17 protein-coding genes are annotated in these 23,137 nt (G+C 64.2%); 13 read left to right on the forward strand and 4 right to left on the reverse strand.

The window, feature by feature from the left end:
• Nucleotides 1-114: 114 nt before the first annotated feature.
• Nucleotides 115-777, reverse strand: coding sequence for a phosphate signaling complex protein PhoU (gene phoU / locus ACFVWT_RS22395; protein ID WP_011690588.1), 663 nt, complete (start codon nt 775-777; stop codon nt 115-117).
• Nucleotides 778-982: 205 nt separating this feature from the next.
• Between phoU and ACFVWT_RS22400 the strand changes: the two genes are divergently transcribed.
• Nucleotides 983-2,203 (forward strand): sensor histidine kinase, encoded by a 1,221-nt coding sequence (locus ACFVWT_RS22400; RefSeq protein WP_390251852.1) that lies wholly within the window; start codon nt 983-985, stop codon nt 2,201-2,203.
• Nucleotides 2,200-2,880 (forward strand): winged helix-turn-helix domain-containing protein, encoded by a 681-nt coding sequence (locus tag ACFVWT_RS22405; protein WP_390251826.1) that lies wholly within the window; start codon nt 2,200-2,202, stop codon nt 2,878-2,880. The genes ACFVWT_RS22400 and ACFVWT_RS22405 overlap by 4 nt, the downstream gene beginning before the upstream one ends.
• A 109-nt stretch (nt 2,881-2,989) precedes the next feature.
• Here ACFVWT_RS22405 and ACFVWT_RS22410 read toward each other — a convergent pair whose 3' ends face one another.
• Complete coding sequence (locus ACFVWT_RS22410) at nt 2,990-3,526, reverse strand: hypothetical protein (RefSeq protein WP_390251854.1); 537 nt, start codon at nt 3,524-3,526, stop codon at nt 2,990-2,992.
• Nucleotides 3,527-3,877: 351 nt separating this feature from the next.
• Between ACFVWT_RS22410 and ACFVWT_RS22415 the strand changes: the two genes are divergently transcribed.
• From ACFVWT_RS22415 to rlmB, 6 genes are all read left to right on the forward strand, one after another.
• Nucleotides 3,878-4,360 carry a CarD family transcriptional regulator gene (locus tag ACFVWT_RS22415; RefSeq protein ID WP_011690592.1) on the forward strand — a complete coding sequence of 161 codons (483 nt, stop codon included), beginning with the start codon at nt 3,878-3,880 and terminating at the stop codon, nt 4,358-4,360.
• Between the two features lie 112 nt (nt 4,361-4,472).
• On the forward strand, nt 4,473-5,294 hold the full coding sequence (ispD, locus tag ACFVWT_RS22420) for a 2-C-methyl-D-erythritol 4-phosphate cytidylyltransferase (RefSeq protein ID WP_390251829.1): 822 nt from the start codon (nt 4,473-4,475) through the stop codon (nt 5,292-5,294).
• Complete coding sequence (gene ispF, locus ACFVWT_RS22425; RefSeq protein ID WP_390251831.1) at nt 5,279-5,791, forward strand: 2-C-methyl-D-erythritol 2,4-cyclodiphosphate synthase; 513 nt, start codon at nt 5,279-5,281, stop codon at nt 5,789-5,791. The genes ispD and ispF overlap by 16 nt, the downstream gene beginning before the upstream one ends.
• 65 nt (nt 5,792-5,856) lie before the next feature.
• Nucleotides 5,857-6,183 carry a hypothetical protein gene (locus tag ACFVWT_RS22430; protein ID WP_390251833.1) on the forward strand — a complete coding sequence of 109 codons (327 nt, stop codon included), beginning with the start codon at nt 5,857-5,859 and terminating at the stop codon, nt 6,181-6,183.
• 63 nt (nt 6,184-6,246) lie between these two features.
• The gene (gene cysS / locus ACFVWT_RS22435) at nt 6,247-7,716 is read left to right on the forward strand and encodes a cysteine--tRNA ligase (protein WP_390251835.1); all 1,470 of its coding nucleotides are present in this window, start codon (nt 6,247-6,249) and stop codon (nt 7,714-7,716) included.
• A 101-nt stretch (nt 7,717-7,817) separates the two neighbouring features.
• Nucleotides 7,818-8,804, forward strand: a complete 987-nt coding sequence (gene rlmB, locus ACFVWT_RS22440; RefSeq protein WP_011690597.1) for a 23S rRNA (guanosine(2251)-2'-O)-methyltransferase RlmB — start codon at nt 7,818-7,820, stop codon at nt 8,802-8,804.
• Nucleotides 8,805-8,920: 116 nt separating this feature from the next.
• Here the strand turns inward: rlmB and ACFVWT_RS22445 are convergent, their stop codons facing one another.
• On the reverse strand, nt 8,921-9,733 hold the full coding sequence (locus tag ACFVWT_RS22445) for a carbon-nitrogen hydrolase family protein (RefSeq protein WP_390251838.1): 813 nt from the start codon (nt 9,731-9,733) through the stop codon (nt 8,921-8,923).
• Between the two features lie 128 nt (nt 9,734-9,861).
• Between ACFVWT_RS22445 and glgX the strand changes: the two genes are divergently transcribed.
• Nucleotides 9,862-11,976 (forward strand): glycogen debranching protein GlgX, encoded by a 2,115-nt coding sequence (gene glgX / locus ACFVWT_RS22450; protein ID WP_390251840.1) that lies wholly within the window; start codon nt 9,862-9,864, stop codon nt 11,974-11,976.
• A 21-nt stretch (nt 11,977-11,997) separates the two neighbouring features.
• Entirely contained in the window at nt 11,998-12,354 is a 357-nt protein-coding gene (locus tag ACFVWT_RS22455; protein WP_390251842.1) for a barstar family protein, read from the forward strand.
• A 107-nt stretch (nt 12,355-12,461) separates the two neighbouring features.
• Here ACFVWT_RS22455 and glgP read toward each other — a convergent pair whose 3' ends face one another.
• Nucleotides 12,462-15,080 (reverse strand): alpha-glucan family phosphorylase, encoded by a 2,619-nt coding sequence (glgP, locus tag ACFVWT_RS22460; protein ID WP_390251844.1) that lies wholly within the window; start codon nt 15,078-15,080, stop codon nt 12,462-12,464.
• Between the two features lie 131 nt (nt 15,081-15,211).
• Between glgP and ACFVWT_RS22465 the strand changes: the two genes are divergently transcribed.
• Genes ACFVWT_RS22465 through ACFVWT_RS22475 form a run of 3 tightly spaced genes read left to right on the forward strand, consistent with a single transcriptional unit; the run spans nt 15,212 to nt 22,762 of the window.
• A complete protein-coding gene (locus ACFVWT_RS22465; RefSeq protein ID WP_390251846.1) occupies nt 15,212-17,284 on the forward strand; it encodes an alpha-1,4-glucan--maltose-1-phosphate maltosyltransferase in 2,073 nt (690 codons plus the stop codon).
• A gap of 5 nt (nt 17,285-17,289) precedes the next feature.
• Complete coding sequence (gene treS / locus ACFVWT_RS22470) at nt 17,290-19,086, forward strand: maltose alpha-D-glucosyltransferase (RefSeq protein ID WP_390251848.1); 1,797 nt, start codon at nt 17,290-17,292, stop codon at nt 19,084-19,086.
• Nucleotide 19,087: 1 nt separating this feature from the next.
• Nucleotides 19,088-22,762, forward strand: a complete 3,675-nt coding sequence (locus ACFVWT_RS22475; RefSeq protein WP_390251850.1) for a 1,4-alpha-glucan branching enzyme — start codon at nt 19,088-19,090, stop codon at nt 22,760-22,762.
• Nucleotides 22,763-23,137: the final 375 nt, after the last annotated feature.

Here is a 23,137-nt window from a genome sequence, read left to right on the forward strand (position 1 = left end):
CCACCTCAGGTGACCGGCCCGCCGTCGTTCTTTCCGCGTACCGGAGTTTTTGTCCAGATAATGGCACCAAAGCGCCCGCCAAAGGCCGTTATCTGGACAAAAACTCGGAGCCAGTCAGCTGATTTCGGTGCTGTGCGGGTGCCACGCGCCGGTGACCAGGTACGTGACTTTCTGGGCGACGGACACGCCGTGGTCCGCGAAGCGTTCGAAGTAGCGGCTGGCGAGGGCAACGTCGACTGTGGTGGCCGGCGACTCATTCCAGTCGCTGCGGGCGATGGCCTTAAAGACGCTCAGGTGGAGGTCATTGACGGTCGCGTTCGCCTTGAGGATGTCACGGGCCACTTCGAGGTCGCGAGTTTCCAGGAGCTCGGTGAGTTTGTCCGCGATCAGCTGGTCCTGCTCGGCGAAGCTCTTGAAGGTGTCGGCGAGCTGCGGTGGAATCACGTTTGCGGGGTAGCGGAGCCGCGCCAGCTGGGCGATGTGCCGGGCGAGGTCCCCCATGCGCTCCAGCGAGGCACTCATCCGCAGGGAACCCACGATCATCCGAAGGTCGCTGGCCACGGGTCCCTGGAGGGCCAGGATGTCGATGGCCCGCTCGTCCAGGCTGTTCTGCAGGAAGTCGATCCTGGCGTCGGCGGCGATGACATCCTGGGCAAGGTCGACGTCCGCACCCTCGAAGGCAGTGGTTGCCTTGGCGATTGCCTCGCTTACCAGCTTTGAAATCTCGACGAGCTGCTCGCCCACCTGTGTGAGCTCCTCCTGAAAAACCTTACGCACTACGCGTCCTTTCCTTGGAAAACCGTGCACCACCGCAGTGGCAGCCGGATTTCGTATCACCGCTCTGCAGTCCAACTAGTAACTCTGTCAGCGTCCGGTGAACTGTTACGCACCTATAGGTGAACGTTAGCTGAACCCGGCGGTGAAACCCATCAGATTCGCTTCCGGCGCCCGGGGCAGAGCATAAGCTGGAGCCGTGGATCCTATGCTCATCGGTGTCATCGCCGGCCTCATCGGCCTGTCCTTCGGCATCTTTGGCGTGCTTGCCTTCCGGGTCAGCGAACAGCAGCGCAAGCTGGTGGATGTTGAATTCGACGAACCGGTGCTACCACCCGGTGCCGCGGAGGTGCTCGCCGTCGTCGGCCGTGCCTTCGTAGTGGTCGACGCGATCGACGGTGTGGTGAGGGCAAGCCCGGGGGCATACGCTTTTGGCCTTGTCCGCGGCCATACGGTGGTCCACAAGCAGCTCCTCGATATGACAGCCCGGGTGCGGCGCGACGGTGTGATCCTTGAGAAGCAGTTCGAACTGCCCCGGGGTCCGCTGGGCCAGGGGACCATCATCGTCCAGGTCCGGGCAGCCATGCTCGGTGAGGAATACATCCTGCTGCTGGCGGACGACAGGACCGAGATTACCCGGACCGAAGAGATCCGCAACGATTTCGTGGCAAACGTCTCGCACGAACTCAAGACCCCGGTGGGTGCCATATCCCTGCTGGCGGAAGCGCTTGAATCTTCGGCGGACGACGAAGAGGCCGTCCGCCGCTTCGCCAAGCGGATGCAGAAGGAATCGACACGGCTGGCGGCGCTGGTGCAGGACATCATTGAGCTCTCCCGGCTGCAGGGCGCCAGCGTGGCCCAGCAGGGGCACCCCGTGGACATCAACTCCGTCATCACCGAGGCAGTGGACCGTTCGCAGCTGCCGGCTGAGAGCAAGAACATCTCCATCGTGGTCGGCGGCCATGTGGACGCCATGGTTTATGGGGACCAGGACCTGCTCGTGACGGCGCTTCGAAACCTGATCGACAATGCCATCCGCTATTCGCCGGAGAACACCCGCGTGGGGATCGGCGTGCGCGCCAAGGAAGGCCTGATCTCCATCTCTGTCACCGACCAAGGGGACGGCCTTAGCCCGGAGGACCAGGAGCGGGTCTTTGAACGCTTCTACCGTGTGGATGCCGCGAGGTCGCGGCAGACCGGCGGCACCGGCCTGGGCCTGAGCATCGTCAAGCACGTTATCTCCAACCACGGCGGCGAGGTGACGCTGTGGTCCCAGCCCGGCCAGGGGTCCACTTTCACCATCAGGCTTCCTGAAATGGAGGGGCAGGACGACGGCGACGCCTCCGCGGCGCCGGCAGCGGCCCCTCGCAGCACCTCACTACACAGTTACGACGCCTCCGGCGTCCATGAGCAAGGAGCCAGCGCTTGAGCAGGATTCTCATAGTTGAGGACGAGGAGTCGTTCAGCGACCCGCTGTCCTACCTTCTGGGCAAGGAAGGATTCGAGGTGGAGGTCGTTGATAACGGCCTGGACGCCATCACCGAATTCGACCGGAACGGCGCCGACCTGGTCCTCCTGGACCTCCAGCTGCCCGGTCAGTCCGGGACGGAAGTGTGCCGGCAGCTGCGCCAGCGCTCCACCGTGCCTGTCATCATGCTGACCGCCAAGGACTCTGAAATCGACAAGGTCGTGGGGCTGGAACTCGGGGCTGACGACTACGTCACCAAGCCGTATTCGTCACGGGAACTCGTTGCCCGCGTCAGGGCGGTCCTTCGGCGGCAGGGCGAACCGGAGGAGCTCATCACCAACACGGTCCAGGCGGGCCCGGTAAGGATGGACGTCGAACGCCATGTGGTGAGCGTGGACGGCGAGCAGGTGTCGCTGCCGCTGAAGGAATTCGAACTGCTGGAGATGCTGCTGCGCAATTCAGGCCGGGTGCTGACCCGCGGCCAGCTGATCGACAGGGTCTGGGGGTCGGACTATGTCGGCGACACCAAGACCCTGGACGTCCACGTCAAAAGGCTGCGTAGCAAGATTGAGCCGGACCCGTCCGCCCCAAGGTACCTTGTGACGGTCCGAGGCCTGGGCTACAAGTTCGAGCCCTAGGCGAAGAGGTCAAGGGGCGTCGCCCCGGGCGGCGATACGGCACAGCAAAACCGGACAACAAAAAGGAGGGCTCCCGCCGCGCGGGAGCCCTCCTTTCTGTTGGTGCGGACTAGTGGCTTTCGCTGCTCGTGGGAGTCGGCGTAGCGGTCCCTGAGGAGGTGGGTTCGCTGCCTTCCGGCAGGTACTGCTTGTACTCGGGCAGTGTGGCGTTCAGGACGGGCACCTTGACCTTGGCAGTCTGGTTGGTTCCGTCCTCGGAAATGGTGACCTCGGACAGGGAGCCGGGGATGGCGCCCGTGGTGCTGAGGATTGCCGGATCCGTTGATTCGTTGAGGAGGGTGTAGGAGTTCTTCTTCACAGGCACCTGTGTCTGCGAGCCTTCCGCACCGTTGATGGTCAGCTTGACGTCGCTTGAGGAGGAGTTGTAGACGGCCCCGACCACTCGGCCCGGCTTGTCCTCGCCGGCGGAAACGATCATGAAGTTGCGGATCTGGAGGGGCCCCAGGTCTTCCCTGGTGCCGTCCGACGCCGAGTACTGCTCAGAAGTTTGCTGCGGGTTGATGTAGCCGCAGCCGGTTACGGTCAGCAGGCCGATGGCAAGTGCTGCCGTTGCCATTGCCAGCTTGCCGCGCTGGCCCCGGTTCATCGCAGTGAAACGCACGTCACGCACTCCTTGAGAGTCTTGAAACATTATTCAGCCATAGCCTATCCTCAAACGGTCTCAAACAAGGATTCGGGCGGGACACATAAGCGTCCGGAAACCTGTCCCCTCCCAACCGCGCCGCATACCCTCGACGCCGCCGCAACCTAGCCTGCGGCTGCGTCCGTTCGACCTTGGCTTGGCCTTTGCCATGCACTAATATCCGCATCCGTCAAGGGGTCGGAGGGGGTTGATTGGCCCCATTTTCCTTGTATTTACGCGGTTCGAGGCCCCGATCCGTGCCAGTTGTATGCCCGAATCGTGATAAACTGGTCTGCGGGAAAGGGGAAAGTCCACATGGTTTTTGAGGTCGGCGAGACAGTAGTTTACCCTCACCACGGTGCAGCAAAAATTGAAGAAATCAAGATGCGCACCATCAAGGGCGAAGAGAAAATGTATCTCAAGCTCAAGGTGGCCCAGGGTGATCTGACCATTGAAGTTCCAGCAGAGAACGTTGACCTTGTTGGGGTTCGCGACGTAGTGGGCAAAGAAGGTTTGGAGCACGTTTTTGACGTGCTGCGGGCCGAGTTCACTGAAGAGCCTACCAACTGGTCGCGTCGTTACAAGGCAAATCTGGAGAAGCTTGCTTCCGGGGACGTCATCAAGGTGGCAGAGGTCGTTCGCGACCTGTGGCGTCGTGATCACGACCGCGGCCTTTCCGCAGGTGAGAAGCGTATGCTGGCCAAGGCCCGCCAGATTCTGATTTCAGAACTGGCGCTGGCTGAAAAGACGGATGAAGAGAAGGCCGCAAGCGTTCTCGACGAAGTCTTGGCTTCCTAAGAATTGAACCCCGGTGGCTCATCAGCCGCCGGGGTTTCTTTTTGCCCTTTTTTGGGCGAATCCCGGAATTTTGCCCCGCTCCTGGTGGTCTCGGCCACGTAGTGTTGTGCCCATGAGTGCACGAGAATTTTCCCCCGGATCCGGGCCGGAGTCCGGGGACCACGCGCCCCGCCCCGTCGTAGCCGTTGTGCTGGTTGCGGCCGGGTCGGGACAACGGCTGGGTTACGGTATGCCCAAGGCCGGGGTCCCCCTCGGCGGGGAACCCATCCTGATGCATGCCCTGCGGGGGATAGTTACCTCCGGCGTCGCCCAGCAGGTCTGCGTCGCATTGCCGCCGGGCGATGGTGCTCTCCGGAAGATGTGCGACGACTTCAAGGGCGAACTTGCCGACGGCGGCCCGCTGCTGACGATTGTTGACGGCGGGGCGACGCGTACCGAATCGGTCCGGTCCGGCTTGGCGGCACTGGAAGAGGGCACCCAGGCGGTGCTGGTCCACGATGCCGCACGCGCCCTGACGCCGGAGTCCGTCTTCCACCGCGTAGTCGACTCCCTGGCGGCCGGCGCGTTGGCGGTCATTCCCGTGATGCCAGTAGTGGACACCGTCAAGACCGTGGAAGCAACGAGTGACGTGGACGCCCGAATTGCGCCGGAAGTGGTGGTGGGTACGGCGCCGCGGGAGAGACTGCGCGCAGTGCAGACCCCGCAGGGATTCGACCTTCACACGCTGCTGAAGGCGCACCGGGAGGCAGCCGCGTTCGACGAAGCCCAGGCCGCCGCAATAACGGATGACGCGATGCTCGTGGAACGCCTGGGCGTCCCGGTCCATGCTGTCCGCGGCGCCAGTCAGTCGCTGAAGATCACCACTCCGTTGGACCTCATCATCGCCGAGGGGCTGCTGGAAGGTCCGCTGGGCGCACGATGGGTGGAAGGCTGAACGTGGCACCTCCCATTATTCCGAGGACCGGGATCGGCATCGACGTCCATGCTTTTGCCTCGCCGGACAACCCGCGTGCCCTGTGGCTCGGTGGACTTCTGTGGGAAGGCCAGCAGGGCCTGGCCGGACACTCCGACGGTGATCCAGTGGCCCACGCAGCGGCAGACGCACTGTTTTCGGCCGCCGGCATTGGTGACCTCGGCACGCATTTCGGCACGGACCGCCCCGAATTCGCCGGTGCCTCCGGTGTGGCCCTCCTCGCCGAGGCCGCCCGCATCGTCCGGACGGAAGGCTTCGAGATCGGCAACATCGCGGTGCAGTTTGTCGGCAACAGGCCCAAATTCGGTCCGCGCCGTGAGGAGTCCCAGGCGGTCCTGAGTGCGGCGGCGGGTGCGCCCGTCAGCGTCAGCGCCACCACCAGCGACGGCCTCGGCTTCACCGGCCGCGGGGAAGGCATTTCCGCCCTCGCCACCGCGCTGGTATACCGGGCGGGCTGAAGGGACGGCGATTCGCCTAGGCTTAAGGAAGCCATTCCTCTGCCGAACACTCCAGGAGATCCCTCGTGAAGAAGCCGCTTGCCGCCGTCGTACTCGTTGCAGGGATGCTGCTGAGCGGCTGCGGCACTCCGAAGATGAGCGTTGAGGAAAGCTGCAAGTTCCTCAACGGGGACACGTTCGTTCCCACCGGGAACCAGCAGCAGCAGGCGGACCAGATCGCCAAGCATTACCAGGAAGTGGCGGACAAGGTAGCGCCCGAGGTTGCCGGTCCCATCCAGAAGATGGCGGACATCATGAAGAAGGTCGCCGAAACGTCGCTGGGCACCAAAAGCTCCGAACAGACCAAGCAGCTGAGCGAACAGAACAACAAGATCGGCGAAGTCTGCAAATAGTGCTGGCCGGCACGGCCGGAGCCGGTGGGCTCCGCCGCAAAGGCCATCGGCTAATCTGGAGCGGTGACCCTGCGCTTTTACGACACTGCATCCGCCGAAGTCCGCGACTTCGTCCCTCTGATACCGGGCAAGGTGAGCCTGTACTACTGCGGCGCGACGGTGCAGGGCCTGCCGCACGTGGGGCACATCAGGTCGGCCATTGCCTTCGACCAGCTCACCCGCTGGCTGGAGTACCGCGGATTCCGCGTGACCGTGGTCCGCAACGTCACAGACATCGACGACAAGATCCTCGCCAAGTCCGCCCTCTCCTTTGAACCGGACTTCGAGGAAGGCCCGGACGACATCCGCGAAGAGGAGTGGTGGGCGCTGGCCTACCGCTACGAACAGGCTTTCCTCAAGGCCTACGACACCCTGGGCGTCTCCCGCCCCACCTACGAGCCGCGCGCCACCGGGCATATACCCGAGATGCACGCGCTGATCCAGCGCCTGATCGACCGCGGCCACGCCTACCCCGCCCTTGACGACTCCGGTGATGTGTACTTCGACGTCCGTTCCTGGAACCGCTACGGCTCGCTCACCCGCCAGAAGATTGACGACATGCAGGGAGCTCCCGACGCCGACCCCCGGGGAAAGAAGGACCCGAGGGACTTTGCGTTGTGGAAGGGCCACAAGGACGGGGAGCCGACGACGGCCAGCTGGGTTTCGCCCTGGGGGACCGGCCGGCCGGGCTGGCACCTGGAGTGCTCGGCCATGGTCACCAAGTACCTCGGCACGGAGTTCGATATCCATGGCGGCGGCCTTGACCTCCGGTTCCCGCACCACGAAAACGAGATGGCCCAGTCCCAGGCGGCCGGCCACGCCTTCGCCAACTTCTGGATGCACAACGGCATGGTGACGTACCAGGGCGAAAAGATGTCCAAGTCCATTGGCAACACCATCAGTCCCGCGGAAATGCTGGAGCTCGCTTCACCGCGCGTGGTGCGGTACTACCTCGGCCAGGCGCAGTACCGCTCAGTGCTGGACTACCAGCCCACATCTTTGCAGGAAGCGGCCGCCGCGGTGGAACGGATTGACGGGTTCATCGCCCGCGCGGTGCGGACCTTGTCCGGCAGTGTTGCATCCGGCGCGGCCGAACTGCTGTTCGGCAGCCAAGGCACCGTGCCGGACGCCTTCGCCGCGGCCATGGATGACGACCTCAACGTTCCGCAGGCGCTGGCTGCCTTGCACGATGCTGTGCGGGCCGGCAACACAGCCCTCACCGCCGGCGACAACTCCGCGGCCCGGACAGCGCTGCACTCCGTCACCGATATGCTGCGCGTCCTGGGCCTGAACGACGTCGCGGCACCCGCCCGGGATGAGCAGGCGGACACAGCCCTGGGCGTCCTGGTCGAAGCCCAGCTGGGTGCGCGGGCACAGGCTCGGGCCACGAAGGACTGGGCCGCTTCGGATGCCATCAGGGACACCCTGGCGGCAGCAGGCGTCGTCGTCGAGGATGGTCCGGACGGTGCCAACTGGAGCCTCAAGCGCGGCTGAGCTGGGGCAGTCCCAACGCGAGGGGGGACCATGGGCCGGCGATTTACCCTGAGTAAGTAGACTGGAGGTCAGACTTACTCAACAAAGCAAGGGTGAAACTCATGGCCAACAACGGTCGCCGGTCGGTCAAAGCAAAGAAGGGCCCCACCATCGGAACGGGTGGCCATGGCCGCAAGGCCCTCGAGGGCAAGGGCCCCACTCCCAAGGCGGAGGACCGCCCCTACCACAAGGCCCACAAGAACAAGCAGCTCGCCGAACGGTCAGCCGCCAAGCGTCCCGGAGCCGCCCGCGGTGCCGGTGCCCGCTCCGGCCCGAAGGGTCGTGCCACGGAGGAAGTCGTCACCGGCCGCAACTCCGTTGTTGAAGCGTTGCGCGCCGGCATCCCCGCCAAAGCGCTCCATGTTGCCATCCGCATTGAAATGGATGACCGCGTCAAGGAGTCCCTCAAGCTCGCGGCCGAGCGCGGCATTCCGCTGCTGGAAACCGGCAAGCCGGAACTGGACCGCATGACGGATGACGCCATCCACCAGGGGCTTGTGCTGCAGATTCCGCCCTATGAATACCAGGACGCGTACGAGCTCGCCGAGGAAACCGTGGAGAGCTGGAAGAAAGGCCATGTTGCCAACGCGCCCCTCTTCGTCGCCCTTGACGGCATAACGGACCCGCGCAACCTTGGCGCGATCATCCGTTCGGTCTCGGCCTTCAGCGGCCACGGCGTCATCGTCCCGGAACGGCGCTCCGTCGGCGTGACGGCTTCGGCATGGAAGACCAGCGCCGGTGCGGCAGTTCGGGTTCCGGTGGCACGTGCCGCCAACCTGAACAACACCCTCAAGGCCTTCAAGAACATGGGCATCTACGTACTGGGCCTCGACGGCGACGGCGATGTTTCGCTGCCGGACCTCAGCCTGGCCAAGGAACCCGTGTGCATCGTGGTCGGTTCCGAGGGCAAGGGCCTGAGCCGCCTGGTCCGCGAAAACTGCGACCAGATCGTCTCGATCCCCATCGACTCCGCCATGGAATCGCTCAACGCCTCCATGGCCGTCGGCATCTCCCTGTACGAGATTTCCCGGCAGCGCGCCGCGAAGTAACCCGGAAACGCTCTCTGAGTTTCTGCAGCTTAAACAGCGATGCTCTCTCCCCCGTGAACTGCTCCCCGGAAGAGAGCATCGCTGTCTAAGCTGCGAATAGTGAGAGCGTCGGGGTGCTAGAACGTGTGGCGGTTTGCCAGGACCGGGAGCTTTGCCCTGGCTTCCTTGACGACGGCGGGATCCAGGTCTGCGAACAGCAGTCCGGACCCGGCGTCGAGCTCGTCCAGCACCTCACCGAGGGGAGAGACGACGGCGGAGTGCCCCACACCGGTGGGCGCGGAACCCTTGGCCTCGATGCCTTCGGTGGCGGGATCGGCCTGTCCGCATGCCAGCACATAGGTGGTGGTGTCCACGGCGCGGGCACGCGCCAGCAGGCGCCACTGATCGACCTTTCCCGGCCCGGAGCCCCAGGATGCGCACACGATGTTGGCGTCGGCGCCTAAATCTGCGTTGGCGGTGAACAGCGCCGGGAAGCGGATGTCGTAGCACGTGGCCAAGCCGAATCTGATGCCGCCGAGCTCGAAGGTGGTCGCCTCCGTACCGGCATCCACTGTGTCCGATTCGGCGAAGCCGAAAGCGTCGAACAGGTGGATCTTGTCGTAGCTGGCCTCGACGCCGGGACCGGTGACAAGAAGGGTGTTTCGCACTTTCCTGCCAGCGCCTGAGCCGCCGGCCTGCCCGGGGGTAAACATCCCTGCCACGATCACGATGCCTAATTCCCGGGCAATACGGCGCACCCTGGCAGCCCACGGGCCATCCAGCGGTTCGGCGATATCGAGGAGCGAATTCCCGAATGCGCGCATGGTGGCTTCCGGGAAGACGACCAATTCGGCGCCGCCTTCTTTCGCTTTGCGGGCATACTTTTCCACGATGTCCAGATTCCCGGAAATGTCGCGGCCCGTAACTATCTGAGCAAGTGCAACTCGCACAATTACCTCCAACTCGGCGTCTCACTTCAGTATGCAACGCAGTATGCAGTGCTGAACAAGACCAGCCCATTTCCCGACACAGAGCCCCGAATATCGGACATTTGTGTGGCACAGCTAATATTTAAGCAATGGTCATGCCACTCCTAGACACAGCCTCCACCGTGGACGCCTCCCGGCCGTTTCCACTGGGTATCAGCGTTCCGCGCACGGGATCACCGGCAACGGACGATCCTCAGAGTGCCTGCGCCAACGTCGCGGTCTACGCGCCCGGCGTGGACACCCTGGAAATCGCCTATTGCGCGCCCGGCGGAACATGGCAGCTGAAGACCCTGCCGAACATCACCAACGACGTCCACCACGGCATCGTGGAGGGTTTCCCGGTGGGATCGCGCTACGGCTTCCGCTCCTCGCCGGAGGATGATGCGCTGCCGGTGCCAGTGCCAACCGTGGCGTTCGACGACGACGGCGAGCAGCCGCTGCTGCTCGACCCCTACGGCCGGGCCGTGGATCAGCGCGACGGGTTCCTCACGAATGTCCGCATGTCCAGCGGATTCGACTGGGGCGGCGACCGCAATCCGCACGTCTCGTGGCGCAATACCATCATTTACGAAGCCCACGTGCGCGGCCAAAGCATGCTTCATCCGGACATCCCCGAAGACCTCCGGGGCACCTATGCCGGCATGGCGCACCCGGCAATGATTGAGCATCTCACCGGTCTGGGCATCACATCCGTCCAGCTGTTGCCTGTCCATTTCCACCTGGACGAGCCGCACCTCCAGAACCTGGGCATGACCAATTACTGGGGCTACAACACGGCGGCGTTCTTTGCGCCCCATCCGGCCTACGCTACCCAAGCCGCCCAGGCGGCAGGACCGCAGGCCGTGCAGGACGAATTCAAGGGCATGGTCAAGCTCCTGCATGCAGCGGGCCTGGAAGTGATCCTGGACGTCGTGTACAACCACACGGCCGAGGGCGGCCGGGACGGGCAGACGCTCAGCTTCCGCGGGCTGGGGGAGATGCAGTATTACCGCAACGACGGCCACGGCAGGTACGTGGATACCACCGGGTGCGGCAACAGCTTGAACTTCGGCCACCCCCGGGTGGTCCAACTGGTCCTTGATTCGCTGAGGTACTGGGTGGACGAGTTCCACATCGACGGCTTCCGTTTCGATCTGGCGGTGACACTGTGCCGCAACGCCGCGAACGACTTCGACCCGCACCATCCCTTCCTCGTGGCCATTGCCGCGGATCCGGTGCTGTCCTCCGTCAAGCTGATCGCCGAGCCGTGGGACGTGGGCTACGGCGGCTGGCAGACCGGACGCTTTCCGCCCGGCTGGGTGGACTGGAACGACCACTACCGTGATGCCCTGCGCTCATTCTGGCTCGCCGACCGGGCCGCGATCGACGCCGGCGGCCAGGGCGGCTCCGTCGCCCGGCTGGCCGACTCCATCTCCGGCTCGGCAAGTCTCTTCGCCGAATCCGGACGTTCCCGGATGGCCTCCGTCAACCTCGTCACCGCGCACGACGGCTTCACGCTGGCTGACCTTGTGTCCTACGACCGCAAGCACAATGAGGCCAACGGCGAGCAGAACCGCGACGGCCACGGGGACAACCGCAGCTACAACCACGGTTTCGAGGGACCGACTGAAGACGACGAGATCCTGGCGCTCCGCGCGCAGACCAGCCGCAACCTGATGGCCACCCTGATGGTGTCCATGGGCATCCCCATGATCACCGCCGGCGACGAAATCGGCCGCACCCAGCAGGGCAACAACAACGCCTATTGCCAGGACAACCACATCACCTGGCTCGACTGGACCAGCACACCCGAATCCCACGCCATGCTTCGAAGCACCAAGCGCGTCATCCGGCTCCGGAAGGAGTTCCTGGCCGGGCAGCCGCACCACTACCCGTCGCGGGACAAGCAGTCCTACCTGCACTGGTTCGACGAACACGGCAAGCCCATGTCCATGGACCGCTGGAACGATCCACAGCACCGGGTGGTCCAGTTGCTGCTGGGCTCGGACGACGGCCAAGTGGACGGCCTCGTGGTGGTGAACGGCAGTGCCCACGACATCAAGATCACCCTGCCGGATGTCAGCAACGACGAAGGCACGGGCAAGCGGCTCTTTGAACTCCGGTTGACGACGTCGGAACTCCACGACCGCCGCCAAGGAGTCAGGGTCGCCGCCGGTGAACGTGACGTGGTTCAGTCCAACACCATCAGCATCTACCGCACATAGGGTCCGGCACATGGGGAACGCATGAAGATCTACTCCGCTGACACCTGGACCATCGAAGAGCTCCGTGAACACGCGTCGGACGCCGGCCGCCGGGTTCTGGTGATCCCTGCCGCCGATACGAAGAAGGCAGTGCTGCAGACGTTCGGTGAAGTCCTGGATTTCCCCGAAAACTACGGCGTGAACCTCGATGCCCTGAACGACTCGCTGCACGACTTCGCGGACTCGGTCACGGACGACGGCCACGACCCCCTGACATTCATCTGGCAGGTCCCGGCTGCCTTCCGTTCGGACCGGTCCTTCGGCATCATCTGCGAGATCCTGCAGGACGCGGAGAGCTATGCGGGCAAGAGCTTGTCCGTCATCACCGTCTGCCTCTAGCCGGACGCTCGCTCGCTTCCTGCCGCCTGGAGCCAAACGCTCCCTCACCTTTCGCCGTTAAAGACGAGACGCTCCCTCGCTGAGGGAGCGTCTCGTTCGACGGCGGGTCAGGCGTTGACGATAAGCCCGAGTTCCGCCCGCGAGGCGAGGGCCGAATGTTTGGGCAGCACACGCACCGTGTAGCCGAAGGACCCGGAACGATCGATCAGCAGCGAGCCGCTGAAGAGATAGCGTCCCTTGCCGAGGTCCTCCTTCGGGACGAGGTCCGCCACCGTGACGTCGGCCAGTTCGTCGCTTTCCTCGGCGCGGCCGAACGCCACCTCCACGGCGACGTCGTCCGGATCGAGGTCGTGCAGCGCGATGTAGGCGTTCACCTGGAGCGTGTCGCCGATCTGCGGGTCCTCGGACACGCCTACCGAGTCGACGTGCTCCACCTGGATCTGCGGCCACGCAGCACGGATCTGTGAGGTCCAGGCCGCCAGGGACTTCGACTGGGCGAAGTTGTCCGCGACGGCATGCCGGCCGGCGATTGCAGCGGGGCGGTAGAGGATGTTCACGTAGTCCTGCAGCATCCGCTCCGCGGAGACGGCCGGACCGAGGTGCGCGATGGTGTGCTTGATCATTGATACCCAATGGGTGGGCACTTTCTGCGGTCCGGGCTCGGACGGTCCTGCGGCTCCGGCTGCGTCGGACACGGTGAGTCCGTAGAAGCGCGGCGCCACCTGCGTCTCCAGGAGCTCGTACAGCGCCGCTGCTTCGATGTCGTCCCGTTCTTCGGGCGAGGCGTTGTTGTTGGCCGTGGGGATGGCCCAGCCGTTTTCGCCGTCGTACATTTCATCCCACCAGCCGTCCAGCACGGAAAGATTCAGCGAACCGTTGATGGCCGCCTTCATCCCGGACGTACCGCAGGCTTCGAGCGGACGCAGCGGGTTGTTCAGCCACACGTCGCAGCCGGGGAAGAGCGTGCGTGCCATCGCGATGTCGTAGTTGGGCAGGAAGGCGATCCGGTGGCGCACCTCGGGATCGTCGGTAAACCGGACCAGGTCCTGGATCATCTTCTTGCCTGCGTCGTCCGCGGGGTGGGACTTGCCCGCGATCACCAGCTGGATGGGGTGCGTCTCGTGCAGCAGCAGGGCCTTGAGCCGGGCAGGTTCCCGGAGCATCAGGGTGAGCCGCTTGTAGGTGGGCACCCGTCGGGCAAACCCGATCGTGAGGATGTCCGGGTCCAGCACGGAATCGGTCCAGCCGAGCTCCGCGTCTGCCGCCCCGCGCTTCTTCCAAGCCGCCCGCAACCGCTTGCGGACGTCCTCCACGAGCGAGACGCGCATTTCCCGGCGAAGGGCCCAGACGTCCTCGTCGCTGACGTTGTAGGCAAGGTCCCAGCGCCCCATGGCTTCCGCCTCGGCGCCGAACTGTTCGCGTGCCAGCTTGGAGACGCGGCTGTCCACCCAGGTGGGGACATGGACTCCGTTGGTCACGGAAGTGATGGGAACCTCAGAGTGGTCGAATCCAGGCCAGAGGGCAGAGAACATCCCGCGGGACACGACGCCGTGGAGCTTGGCCACACCGTTGGCGCGCTGTGCGAGGCGCAACCCCATCACAGCCATGTTGAACACCGACGGATTGCCGTCCGCAAAGTTTTCGCGGCCCAGGTCCAGGATCCGGGACACCGGAACATCGGGAGCGAGGCCGCCCTCGAAGAAGTGCTGGATCTGCGAAACCTCGAAGCGGTCGATGCCCGCAGGTACCGGGGTGTGTGTGGTGAAGACGGTGGAGGCGCGCCCCGCGGCCAGGGCTTCTTCCCAGCTCAGCGGGTTGTCAGACGACATGAGCTCCTGGATGCGCTCGACACCGAGGAAGCCGGCGTGGCCCTCGTTGGTGTGGAACACCTCCGGCGCTGCGCACCCCGTGAGGCGCTGGTAAACGCGCAGCGCCTTCACGCCGCCCATTCCCAGCAGCAGCTCCTGCTGCAGGCGGTGGTCGCCTCCGCCGCCGTACAAGCGGTCGGTAATACCGCGGGCGGCGTCGTCATTGCCCGGCACATTTGAATCGAGCAGCAGCAAGGGAACACGCCCGACGTCGGCACGCCAGATGTGTGCCAACAGCCGGCGCCCGTGGGGGAGCGGCAGCGAAATCTGGATGGGCTTGCCGTTGCCGTCGGGGGTCTCCTCGCGCAGGAGGGTCAACGGGAGACCGTCCGGATCAAGGACAGGGTACGTTTCCTGCTGCCAGGCATCCCTGGACAGGGACTGCTTGAAATAGCCGGCCTGGTAGAGCAGGCCGACGCCGATGAGCGGCACACCGAGGTCCGATGCCGCCTTAAGGTGGTCGCCGGCCAGAATTCCCAGGCCGCCGGAATACTGCGGCAAAACTTCGGTGATTCCGAATTCCGGTGAGAAATACGCGATGCAGGACGGAGCGTCGTCGCCCAGGCTCTGGTACCAGCGGGGCTGGTCCAGGTAGCGGTCCAGGTCTTCGGCGGCGGCGTGCACGCGGCGGACAACGTCCTGGTCCGCGGCCAGCCGCTGCAGTTCCTCGCGGCTCACGAGGCCTAGGAAAGTGACGGGGTCGTGTGCGCTCTCATCCCAAATAGCGGGGTTCAGGCCTTCGAAAAGTTCCCGGGTGGGCCGGTGCCATGACCACCGCAGGTTGGTGGCCAACCGGGCCAGCGGCCGGATAGATTCCGGAAGAACGGTTCGGACGGTAAATCTGCGGATAGCCTTCACCTGCGTCACACTAACGGACAAGAAGGGCCGCCGGAACAGGTTTAGGTTTCTTTTAGGTAAATGACGGATTGCTCGGGGAAAAACGGAAGTTCCCTTAGCAAAATGGGGAATTTCTCGATAACGTCGAGCTTGTGACGACTAATACGCGAACCAGTGCCGGATCCAGCAAAAAGCCTAAGGCCCTGATCACGGAAGGCCTGCAGTTTGGCAGGTTCCCGATCACCGCCGTTCAGCCCGTGGTGGACGGAGGTAGGTTTCCCGCGAAGGCACTGCCCGGTGAGGGGCTTGTAGTCGGCGCGACGGCATTCCGCGAAGGGCACGACCAGCTCGGAGTCAGCGCGGTGCTCTTTGACCCCAAGGGCAAAGAACGCCAGCGCGTCCGGCTGGCGCCGCCCCGCGGCGACCGGGGCAAGGGCACGGACCGGTGGGAAGGCATCCTCACGCCGACCGGTACAGGCAACTGGTCGTTCGCCATCGAGGCCTGGCATGACCGGTACGGGACTTGGCACCACAACGCCGAAGTCAAGGTCGAGGCGGGCATCGACGTGGAACTGATGCTGGCCGAAGGTGCCGCACTGCTGTCCCAGGCAGCCGAAGACCCCGCCCGTCCGTCCGCCGACAGGCGGACCCTGCGAACCGCCGTCGTGGTCCTGTCCAATACGTCGCTGTCCCCGGAGGAGCGGCTCGCTGCCGGATTCGGATCCGATGTCGCTGACGTCGTCGCACGCCAGCCTATCCGCGAACTCGTCACTGTCTCGGAACGCTTTCCTCTTCTCGTGGAACGCGACCTCGCCGGCCGCGGTGCATGGTACGAGTTCTTCCCCCGTTCGGAGGGGGCCATCCGCGACCACACAACCGGCGAATGGCAGTCAGGCACGTTCCAGACTGCTGCGAAACGGCTCGACGCCGTCGCGGGAATGGGCTTCGACGTCATCTACATGCCTCCCATCCACCCGATCGGCATCCAGCACCGCAAGGGACCCAACAACACGCTGATCGCCGGACCGCACGATCCCGGTTCGCCGTGGGCCATCGGCGCCAAAGAAGGCGGGCACGACGCCATCCACCCGGACCTCGGCACATTCGAGGACTTCGACGCATTCGTTGCCCGCGCCCGGGAACTCGGCCTCGAAGTTGCTCTGGACCTTGCTTTGCAGGCGGCCCCGGACCACCCGTGGGTGGAGTCGCATCCGGAATGGTTCACCACCCGCGTTGACGGCAGCATCGCCTACGCCGAGAACCCGCCGAAGAAATACCAGGACATCTTCCCGTTGAACTTCGACAACGATCCCGAGGGCCTGTCCAAGGAGATTCTTCGGATCGTGCTGCTCTGGGTGAGCCACGGCGTCAAGATTTTCCGGGTGGACAACCCCCACACCAAGCCGGTGTGGTTCTGGGAATGGCTGATCGCGAAGGTCAACAAAAAGCACCCGGAGGTTGTCTTCCTCGCGGAGGCCTTCACCCGGCCAGCCATGATGCATGCGCTGGGACGTGCCGGTTTCCAGCAGTCCTACACGTACTTCACCTGGCGGAACACCAAGACGGAGCTTGAAGAATACTTCACTGAGGTCAGCCAGAAGTCCCCGGCGTATTTCCGCCCGAATTTCTTCGTGAACACCCCGGACATCCTGACCGAGTACCTGCAGTTCGGCGGCCCTGCCGCGTTCAAGATCCGCGCCGCGCTCGCAGCAACGGCCAGCCCGCTGTGGGGCGTCTACGCCGGCTACGAGCTCTACGAGCACGTGGCCCGCCCCGGCGCCGAGGAGTACATCGACAACGAAAAGTTCGAATACAAGGCCCGTGACTGGGATGCTGCGGCTGAATCCGGCCGGACGCTCGCGCCGTACCTGACCAGGCTCAACGAAATCCGCCACACCCACCCGGCGCTGGGGGACCTGCAGAACCTCACGCTGCACCACAGCACCGATGACGCCACGATCGTCTACTCCAAGCACAAGACGCTTCCTGACGGCACCAAGGACACCCTGATCATCGTGGTGAACGTCGATCCGCACAGCACCCGGGAGAGCACCGTTTCCCTGGATCTGGCGGCACTTGAACTCGACCCGGCCGACCTCACGCACAACGGCGGCTTCAGGGTGGATGATTTGCTGACCGGCGAGAGCTGGGAATGGGGCGAATACAACTACGTGCGGCTTGACGCCCACGTTGAGCCGGCACACATCCTGAACATCCGGAGGTAGCATACGTGAGTTTCAGTCCGCAGAACCCGAGCCAGCATTTCACCCCGAAGGGCACGTTCGAACTCAACGCCCCCGGCCTGCAACACGATCCCCTCTGGTACCGCAAAGCAGTGTTCTACGAAGTCCTGGTCCGTGGCTTTGCGGACGGAAACGGCGACGGTTCCGGCGACTTCCACGGGCTCATCGACAAACTGGACTACCTGCAGTGGCTGGGCGTCGATTGCCTCTGGCTGCCGCCGTTCTTCCAGTCGCCGCTCCGTGACGGCGGCTACGACATCTCGGACTACAACTCCGTCCTGGACGAGTTCGGCACCATCAGCGACTTCAAGCGGCTCGTAGCCGAGGCGCATGCCCGCGGCGTGCGCGTCATCATTGACCTGCCGCTGAACCACACCTCGGACCAGCACCCGTGGTTCCAGGAGTCCCGCAAGGACCCGGACGGGCCGTTCGGCGACTTCTACGTCTGGAGCGACACCGACGAGAAGTACCAGGATGCCCGCATCATCTTCGTGGACACCGAGGAATCCAACTGGACCTTCGACCCCATCCGGCGGCAGTTCTTCTGGCACCGGTTCTTCAGTCACCAGCCCGACCTGAACTTTGAGAACCCCAAGGTCATCGACGCCCTTTTCGACGTCGTCCGGTTCTGGCTGGACCAGGGGATCGACGGTTTCCGCGCAGACGCCATCCCGTACCTGTACGAGGAAGAGGGCACCAACTGCGAGAACCTGCCCGCCACGCACGATTTCCTGCGGAAGCTGCGGAAAATGGTGGATGAGAACTACCCGGGCCGGGTCATCATCGCCGAGGCCAACCAGCCGCCGGTCGAGGTGGTGGAATACTTCGGCACCGAGGAAGAACCCGAGTGCCACATGGCCTTCCACTTCCCCATCATGCCGCGGCTCTACTACGCGCTGCGGGACCAGAAGGCGGCGCCCATCATCGAGACGATGAAGGACACCCCGGACATCCCCGAAGGCGCCCAGTGGGGCACCTTCCTGCGGAACCACGACGAACTCACCCTGGAAATGGTCACCGCGGACGAACGCGCGGCCATGCTCGGCTGGTACGCGCCGGACCCCCGCATGCGGGCCAACATCGGCATCCGCCGCAGGCTGGCACCGCTGCTGGATAATTCCCGGTCCGAGATTGAGCTCATCAACGCCCTGCTGCTTTCGCTGCCGGGCAGCCCGTTCCTGTACTACGGGGATGAAATCGGCATGGGCGACAACATCTGGCTTGAAGACCGCGACGCTGTCCGTACCCCCATGCAGTGGAATCCGGACCGCAACGCGGGCTTCTCGCACGCGGATCCGGGCAAGCTCTACCTGCCGGTCATCCAGTCCCTGGTGTACAACTACGGCATGGCCAATGTGGAGGCCGAGGCCGCGCACTCCGGATCGCTGCTCCGGTGGACCCGGCAGATCCTCAGCGTCAGGAAGAACCACCCCGCTTTCGGGCTTGGCACGTTCAAGCACGTCGAGGCGGATCACGACGTCGTCCTGGCCTACCTACGGGAGCTGGCCCCGGATAATGCGGCGGGTGAAGACGCCGAATCGATCCTGTGCGCCTTCAACCTCTCGCAGCATCCCGTGGCCACCACCCTGCGGATTCCGCAGTATGCCGGCCGCGGCCTCCGGGACGTTTTCGGCGGTCAGCCGTTCCCGGCCATCGGCGACGACGGACGTCTTACGCTGACGCTCGGCAGCCACGATTTCTTCTGGCTGCGGATCCGTTCCGCTGCTTCCAACCCGGCCTCGCCGTTTACCCAGGCCATGCCGGTCCTGTCCATCGAAGGCTGAAATGACCCAATCCACACTCGACCCCTCGCTCGCCGAACTGCTCCGCGGCTGGCTGCCGCGCCAGCGCTGGTTCCCCGTCAAGACGGGCGACTTCAGGTTGTCACCCGTCGGCGGGGTGCGCCTGGACGACGGCAGCGGCGAGGTAGGCCTTGAAGTGTTCCTCGCAGCGGTCACCTATTCCACGGCCGACGGCGGTAGCCGCACCGATGTTGTGCAGGTCCCGCTCAGCTATCGCATTGAGCCGTTGCCCGGCAAGGAAGCGGCGCTGGTGGGCGAGGGCGGCGACGCCACCCATGAACGGCGGTGGATCTACGACGCCGTCCACGACCCCGTGTTTGTCTCGGCCTGGCTGGAGCTGATCCGGAGCGGCGGCACTTCCCCGGAGGGAAAGGCTGTTGGCCACCTCGTGCCCTCGGACTACCGGCTGCCCACAGCCACCGGGACCGTGAAGGTCCTCTCCGGTGAGCAGTCAAACAGTTCCGTGATAGTGGACGACGGCGGCTCTGCGGCGATCGTCAAATTCTTCCGTGTGCTGTCCGAAGGACGGAACCCGGAAGTGGAAATCGGCGCGGCCCTCACGCAGGCAAGGACGTCGGAAGTGCCCGCAACACTGGGCTGGGTCACGGGGGAGTGGCAAGCTCCGCTGGACTCTGCCGGGGACCAGCCGCAAACGGTTGAAGGCGAACTCGCTGTGGCGCATGAGTTCCTGGCCGGGGGGCGGGATGCCTGGCGGCTGGCCGTTGATGCCGCGAGTTCGGGAACTGATTTCACCGCCGAGGCCCATGCCCTGGGCGTAGCAACCGCGACAGTGCACCGCCGCCTAGCAGAGGCGCTGGGTCTGGCCGCGGAATCCGCACCGGGAAAGGACATAGCCCCCGGAGTAGCCCAGCGCGTCCGCCAGTCATGGGCGGAAGCCGGTCCCGCCGTCGGGCCTTATGATGACGCCTTGGCCGGCTTGCTCAACCAGCTGGAGGGCAGCAATGCCGGGGCACTGCAGCGGATCCATGGCGACCTCCACCTGGGGCAGATCCTGCAAGTGCCGGGGCACCCGGGGGAGCCGGAACGCTGGGCCATCCTGGACTTCGAAGGCGAGCCGCTGAGGCCCATCGCGGAACGCAACTTCCCGGACGTGCCGCTGCGCGACGTCGTCGGCATGTTGCGGTCCTTCGACTACGCCGCCGGTGCCGCCGAACGCGAGCGGGAAGGCGTGCACGTACCAGGCTCGTGGGTCGACGACTGCGCCGAGGCGTTCCTAGCGGGGTACGGCGAAATTACGCCCGGGACCATTGACCGCGGCTCGCCCTTGTTTGTGGCATTGTGGCTGGACAAGGCGTTGTATGAAGTTGTCTATGAGTTGCGGAACAGGCCCGGATGGCTGGACATTCCGGTGAATGCCTCACGACGTCTCCTCAGCAGTACAGGCTCCGGCGCTTCAGCCGTAGCCGCAGCGGAAGGTAACAAAATGACAGGTTCAGCACGTACAGACCGGCCCGGAGCGCCGCTCCAGGTGGATCCGGAGACGCTTTCAAAGGTGGCCTCAGGCGAATATCACGCGCCGCACTCAGTGCTGGGCGCGCACCTGGACGACCACGGCCATGTCACCGTCCGTACCGTGAAGCACCTCGCAGCTGCCGTGTCAGTGGTGACCGCCGCCGGTTCGGTGCCCATGACGCACGAGGCCGACGGTGTCTGGGTTGCCGTACTCGAACCCCTCCAGCCGGGCCACGTCCCCGACTACCGGCTGGAAGTAACCTACGAGGGCGTGCCTCCGCAGGCTACGGACGATCCCTACCATTACCTTCCCACGGTCGGTGAAGTGGACCTGCACCTGATCGGTGAAGGCCGCCACGAGAAGCTGTGGGAAGTCCTGGGCGCGCACGTCCAGCACTACAAGTCCTCGCTCGGCGACGTGGACGGCGTCTCGTTCGCGGTGTGGGCGCCGAATGCGCAGGCTGTCAGGGTCAAGGGTGACTTCAACGCCTGGGATGGCCGGGAGAACTCGATGCGCTCACTGGGCTCATCGGGTGTCTGGGAACTCTTCATCCCCGGCGTTTTAGCAGGGGCGTGCTACAAGTTTGAAATCAAGACAAAGGCCGGCTACTGGGTGGAAAAGGCCGATCCCCTGGCATTCGGAACCGAGGTCCCGCCGCTGACTGCGTCGCGTGTCGTTGAATCCGCTTACGCTTTCAAGGACGAGGAATGGATGGCTGCCCGTGCTGAGCGGGACCCGCACAATTCGCCCATGAGCGTGTACGAGGTCCACCTTGGATCCTGGCGACTCGGGCTGGGGTACCGGGAGCTTGCCAAGGAACTGGTGGAGTACGTCAAGTGGCTCGGATTCACGCACGTGGAATTCATGCCGGTGGCGGAGCACCCCTTCGGCGGTTCCTGGGGCTACCAGGTGACCTCCTACTTCGCGCCTACGTCCAGGTTCGGCCACCCCGACGAATTCAGGTTCCTCGTGGACGCCCTGCACCAGGAAGGGATCGGCGTCCTTCTTGACTGGGTACCGGCCCACTTCCCCAAGGACGCCTGGGCCCTGGCCCAGTTCGACGGCGAGCCACTGTACGAGCACGCCGACCCCAACCTCGGCGAGCACCCGGACTGGGGCACACTGATCTTCGACTTCGGCCGGACGGAAGTCCGCAACTTCCTGGTATCGAACGCGCTCTACTGGCTGGACGAATTCCACATCGACGGCCTCCGTGTCGATGCTGTGGCATCGATGCTGTACCTCGACTACTCACGCGAGGAAGGCCAGTGGCAGCCCAACAGGTACGGCGGGCGCGAGAACCTCGAGGCCATCTCCTTCCTGCAGGAAGCCAACGCCACGGTGTACAAGACCCACCCGGGCGCGGTGATGATCGCGGAAGAGTCCACCGCATTCCCCGGCGTGACTGCCCCGACCAGCGTCGGAGGCCTGGGCTTCGGCCTTAAATGGAACATGGGCTGGATGCACGACTCGCTCAAGTACGCGTCCGAAGACCCGATCAACCGCAAGTGGCATCACGGAACCGTGACCTTCTCGCTGGTCTACGCGTTCACCGAAAACTTCCTGCTGCCCATAAGCCATGACGAAGTTGTGCACGGCAAGGGCTCCATGCTCCGCAAAATGCCCGGTGACCGCTGGCAGCAGTTGGCCAACCTCCGTGCGTTCCTTGCGTATCAATGGGCCCATCCCGGCAAGCAGCTGATTTTCATGGGTACTGAATTCGGCCAGGAAGCGGAGTGGTCCGAACAGCACGGCTTGGACTGGTACCTGGCGGATATCCCCGCGCACCGAGGGGTCCAGCTGCTTACCAAGGAACTGAACGGGCTCTATGCCTCGACTCCCGCACTCTACGAACGGGATAACGAGCCGGGCGGATTCCAGTGGATCAATGGCGGCGACGCCGACCGCAACGTCCTGTCGTTTATCCGGTGGGATACCGATGGCAATCCGCTGGTATGCGCGATCAACTTCTCCGGCGGCCCGCACCACGGCTACACCCTTGGCGTGCCTGTGGCGGGCGCCTGGCAGGAAGTCCTCAACACGGACGACTCCAGCTTCGGCGGTTCGGGCGTGCTGAACCAGGGCGCACTCACTGCCACCACCGAGGGACAGGACGGCCAGCCGGCGACGCTGACTGTCACGCTTCCTCCGCTGGGTGCGGCGTTCTTCAAGCCGGCCAACTGACCGGAAGGCAGTCTGTCAGCTGACCCGGCGGCGTTCAGCCGCTGGAGGGAGAGCCGCTGAGACAAGCCCGGAATCCTTGGGATTCCGGGCTTGTCTCATGCTCGTGGGAGTCGGCTTTGTATCCTCGCCCAAGTGGTGGTAGAGTTTATTTCCGCGCTGCTCCCCGGAGTTGGCCAGCCAAGACAACACGGAATGCCACAAGCACTGTGAGTCGGGATGGCCGAATTGACTCGGGTGAAGCGAGCGGGTAAGTTAGAAAAGTTGCTCCGGAGCGATCCATGGCCGTTTGGTTGTGGTGGTGCCGGGTGTGTCTGTTGTTTGAGAACTCAATAGTGTGCCAAGTTTGTTGATACCAATTTATTTTATGGATTGGTT

This window comes from Arthrobacter sp. NPDC058288 (assembly GCF_042880995.1).
In the GTDB taxonomy this organism is placed as follows: domain Bacteria; phylum Actinomycetota; class Actinomycetes; order Actinomycetales; family Micrococcaceae; genus Arthrobacter.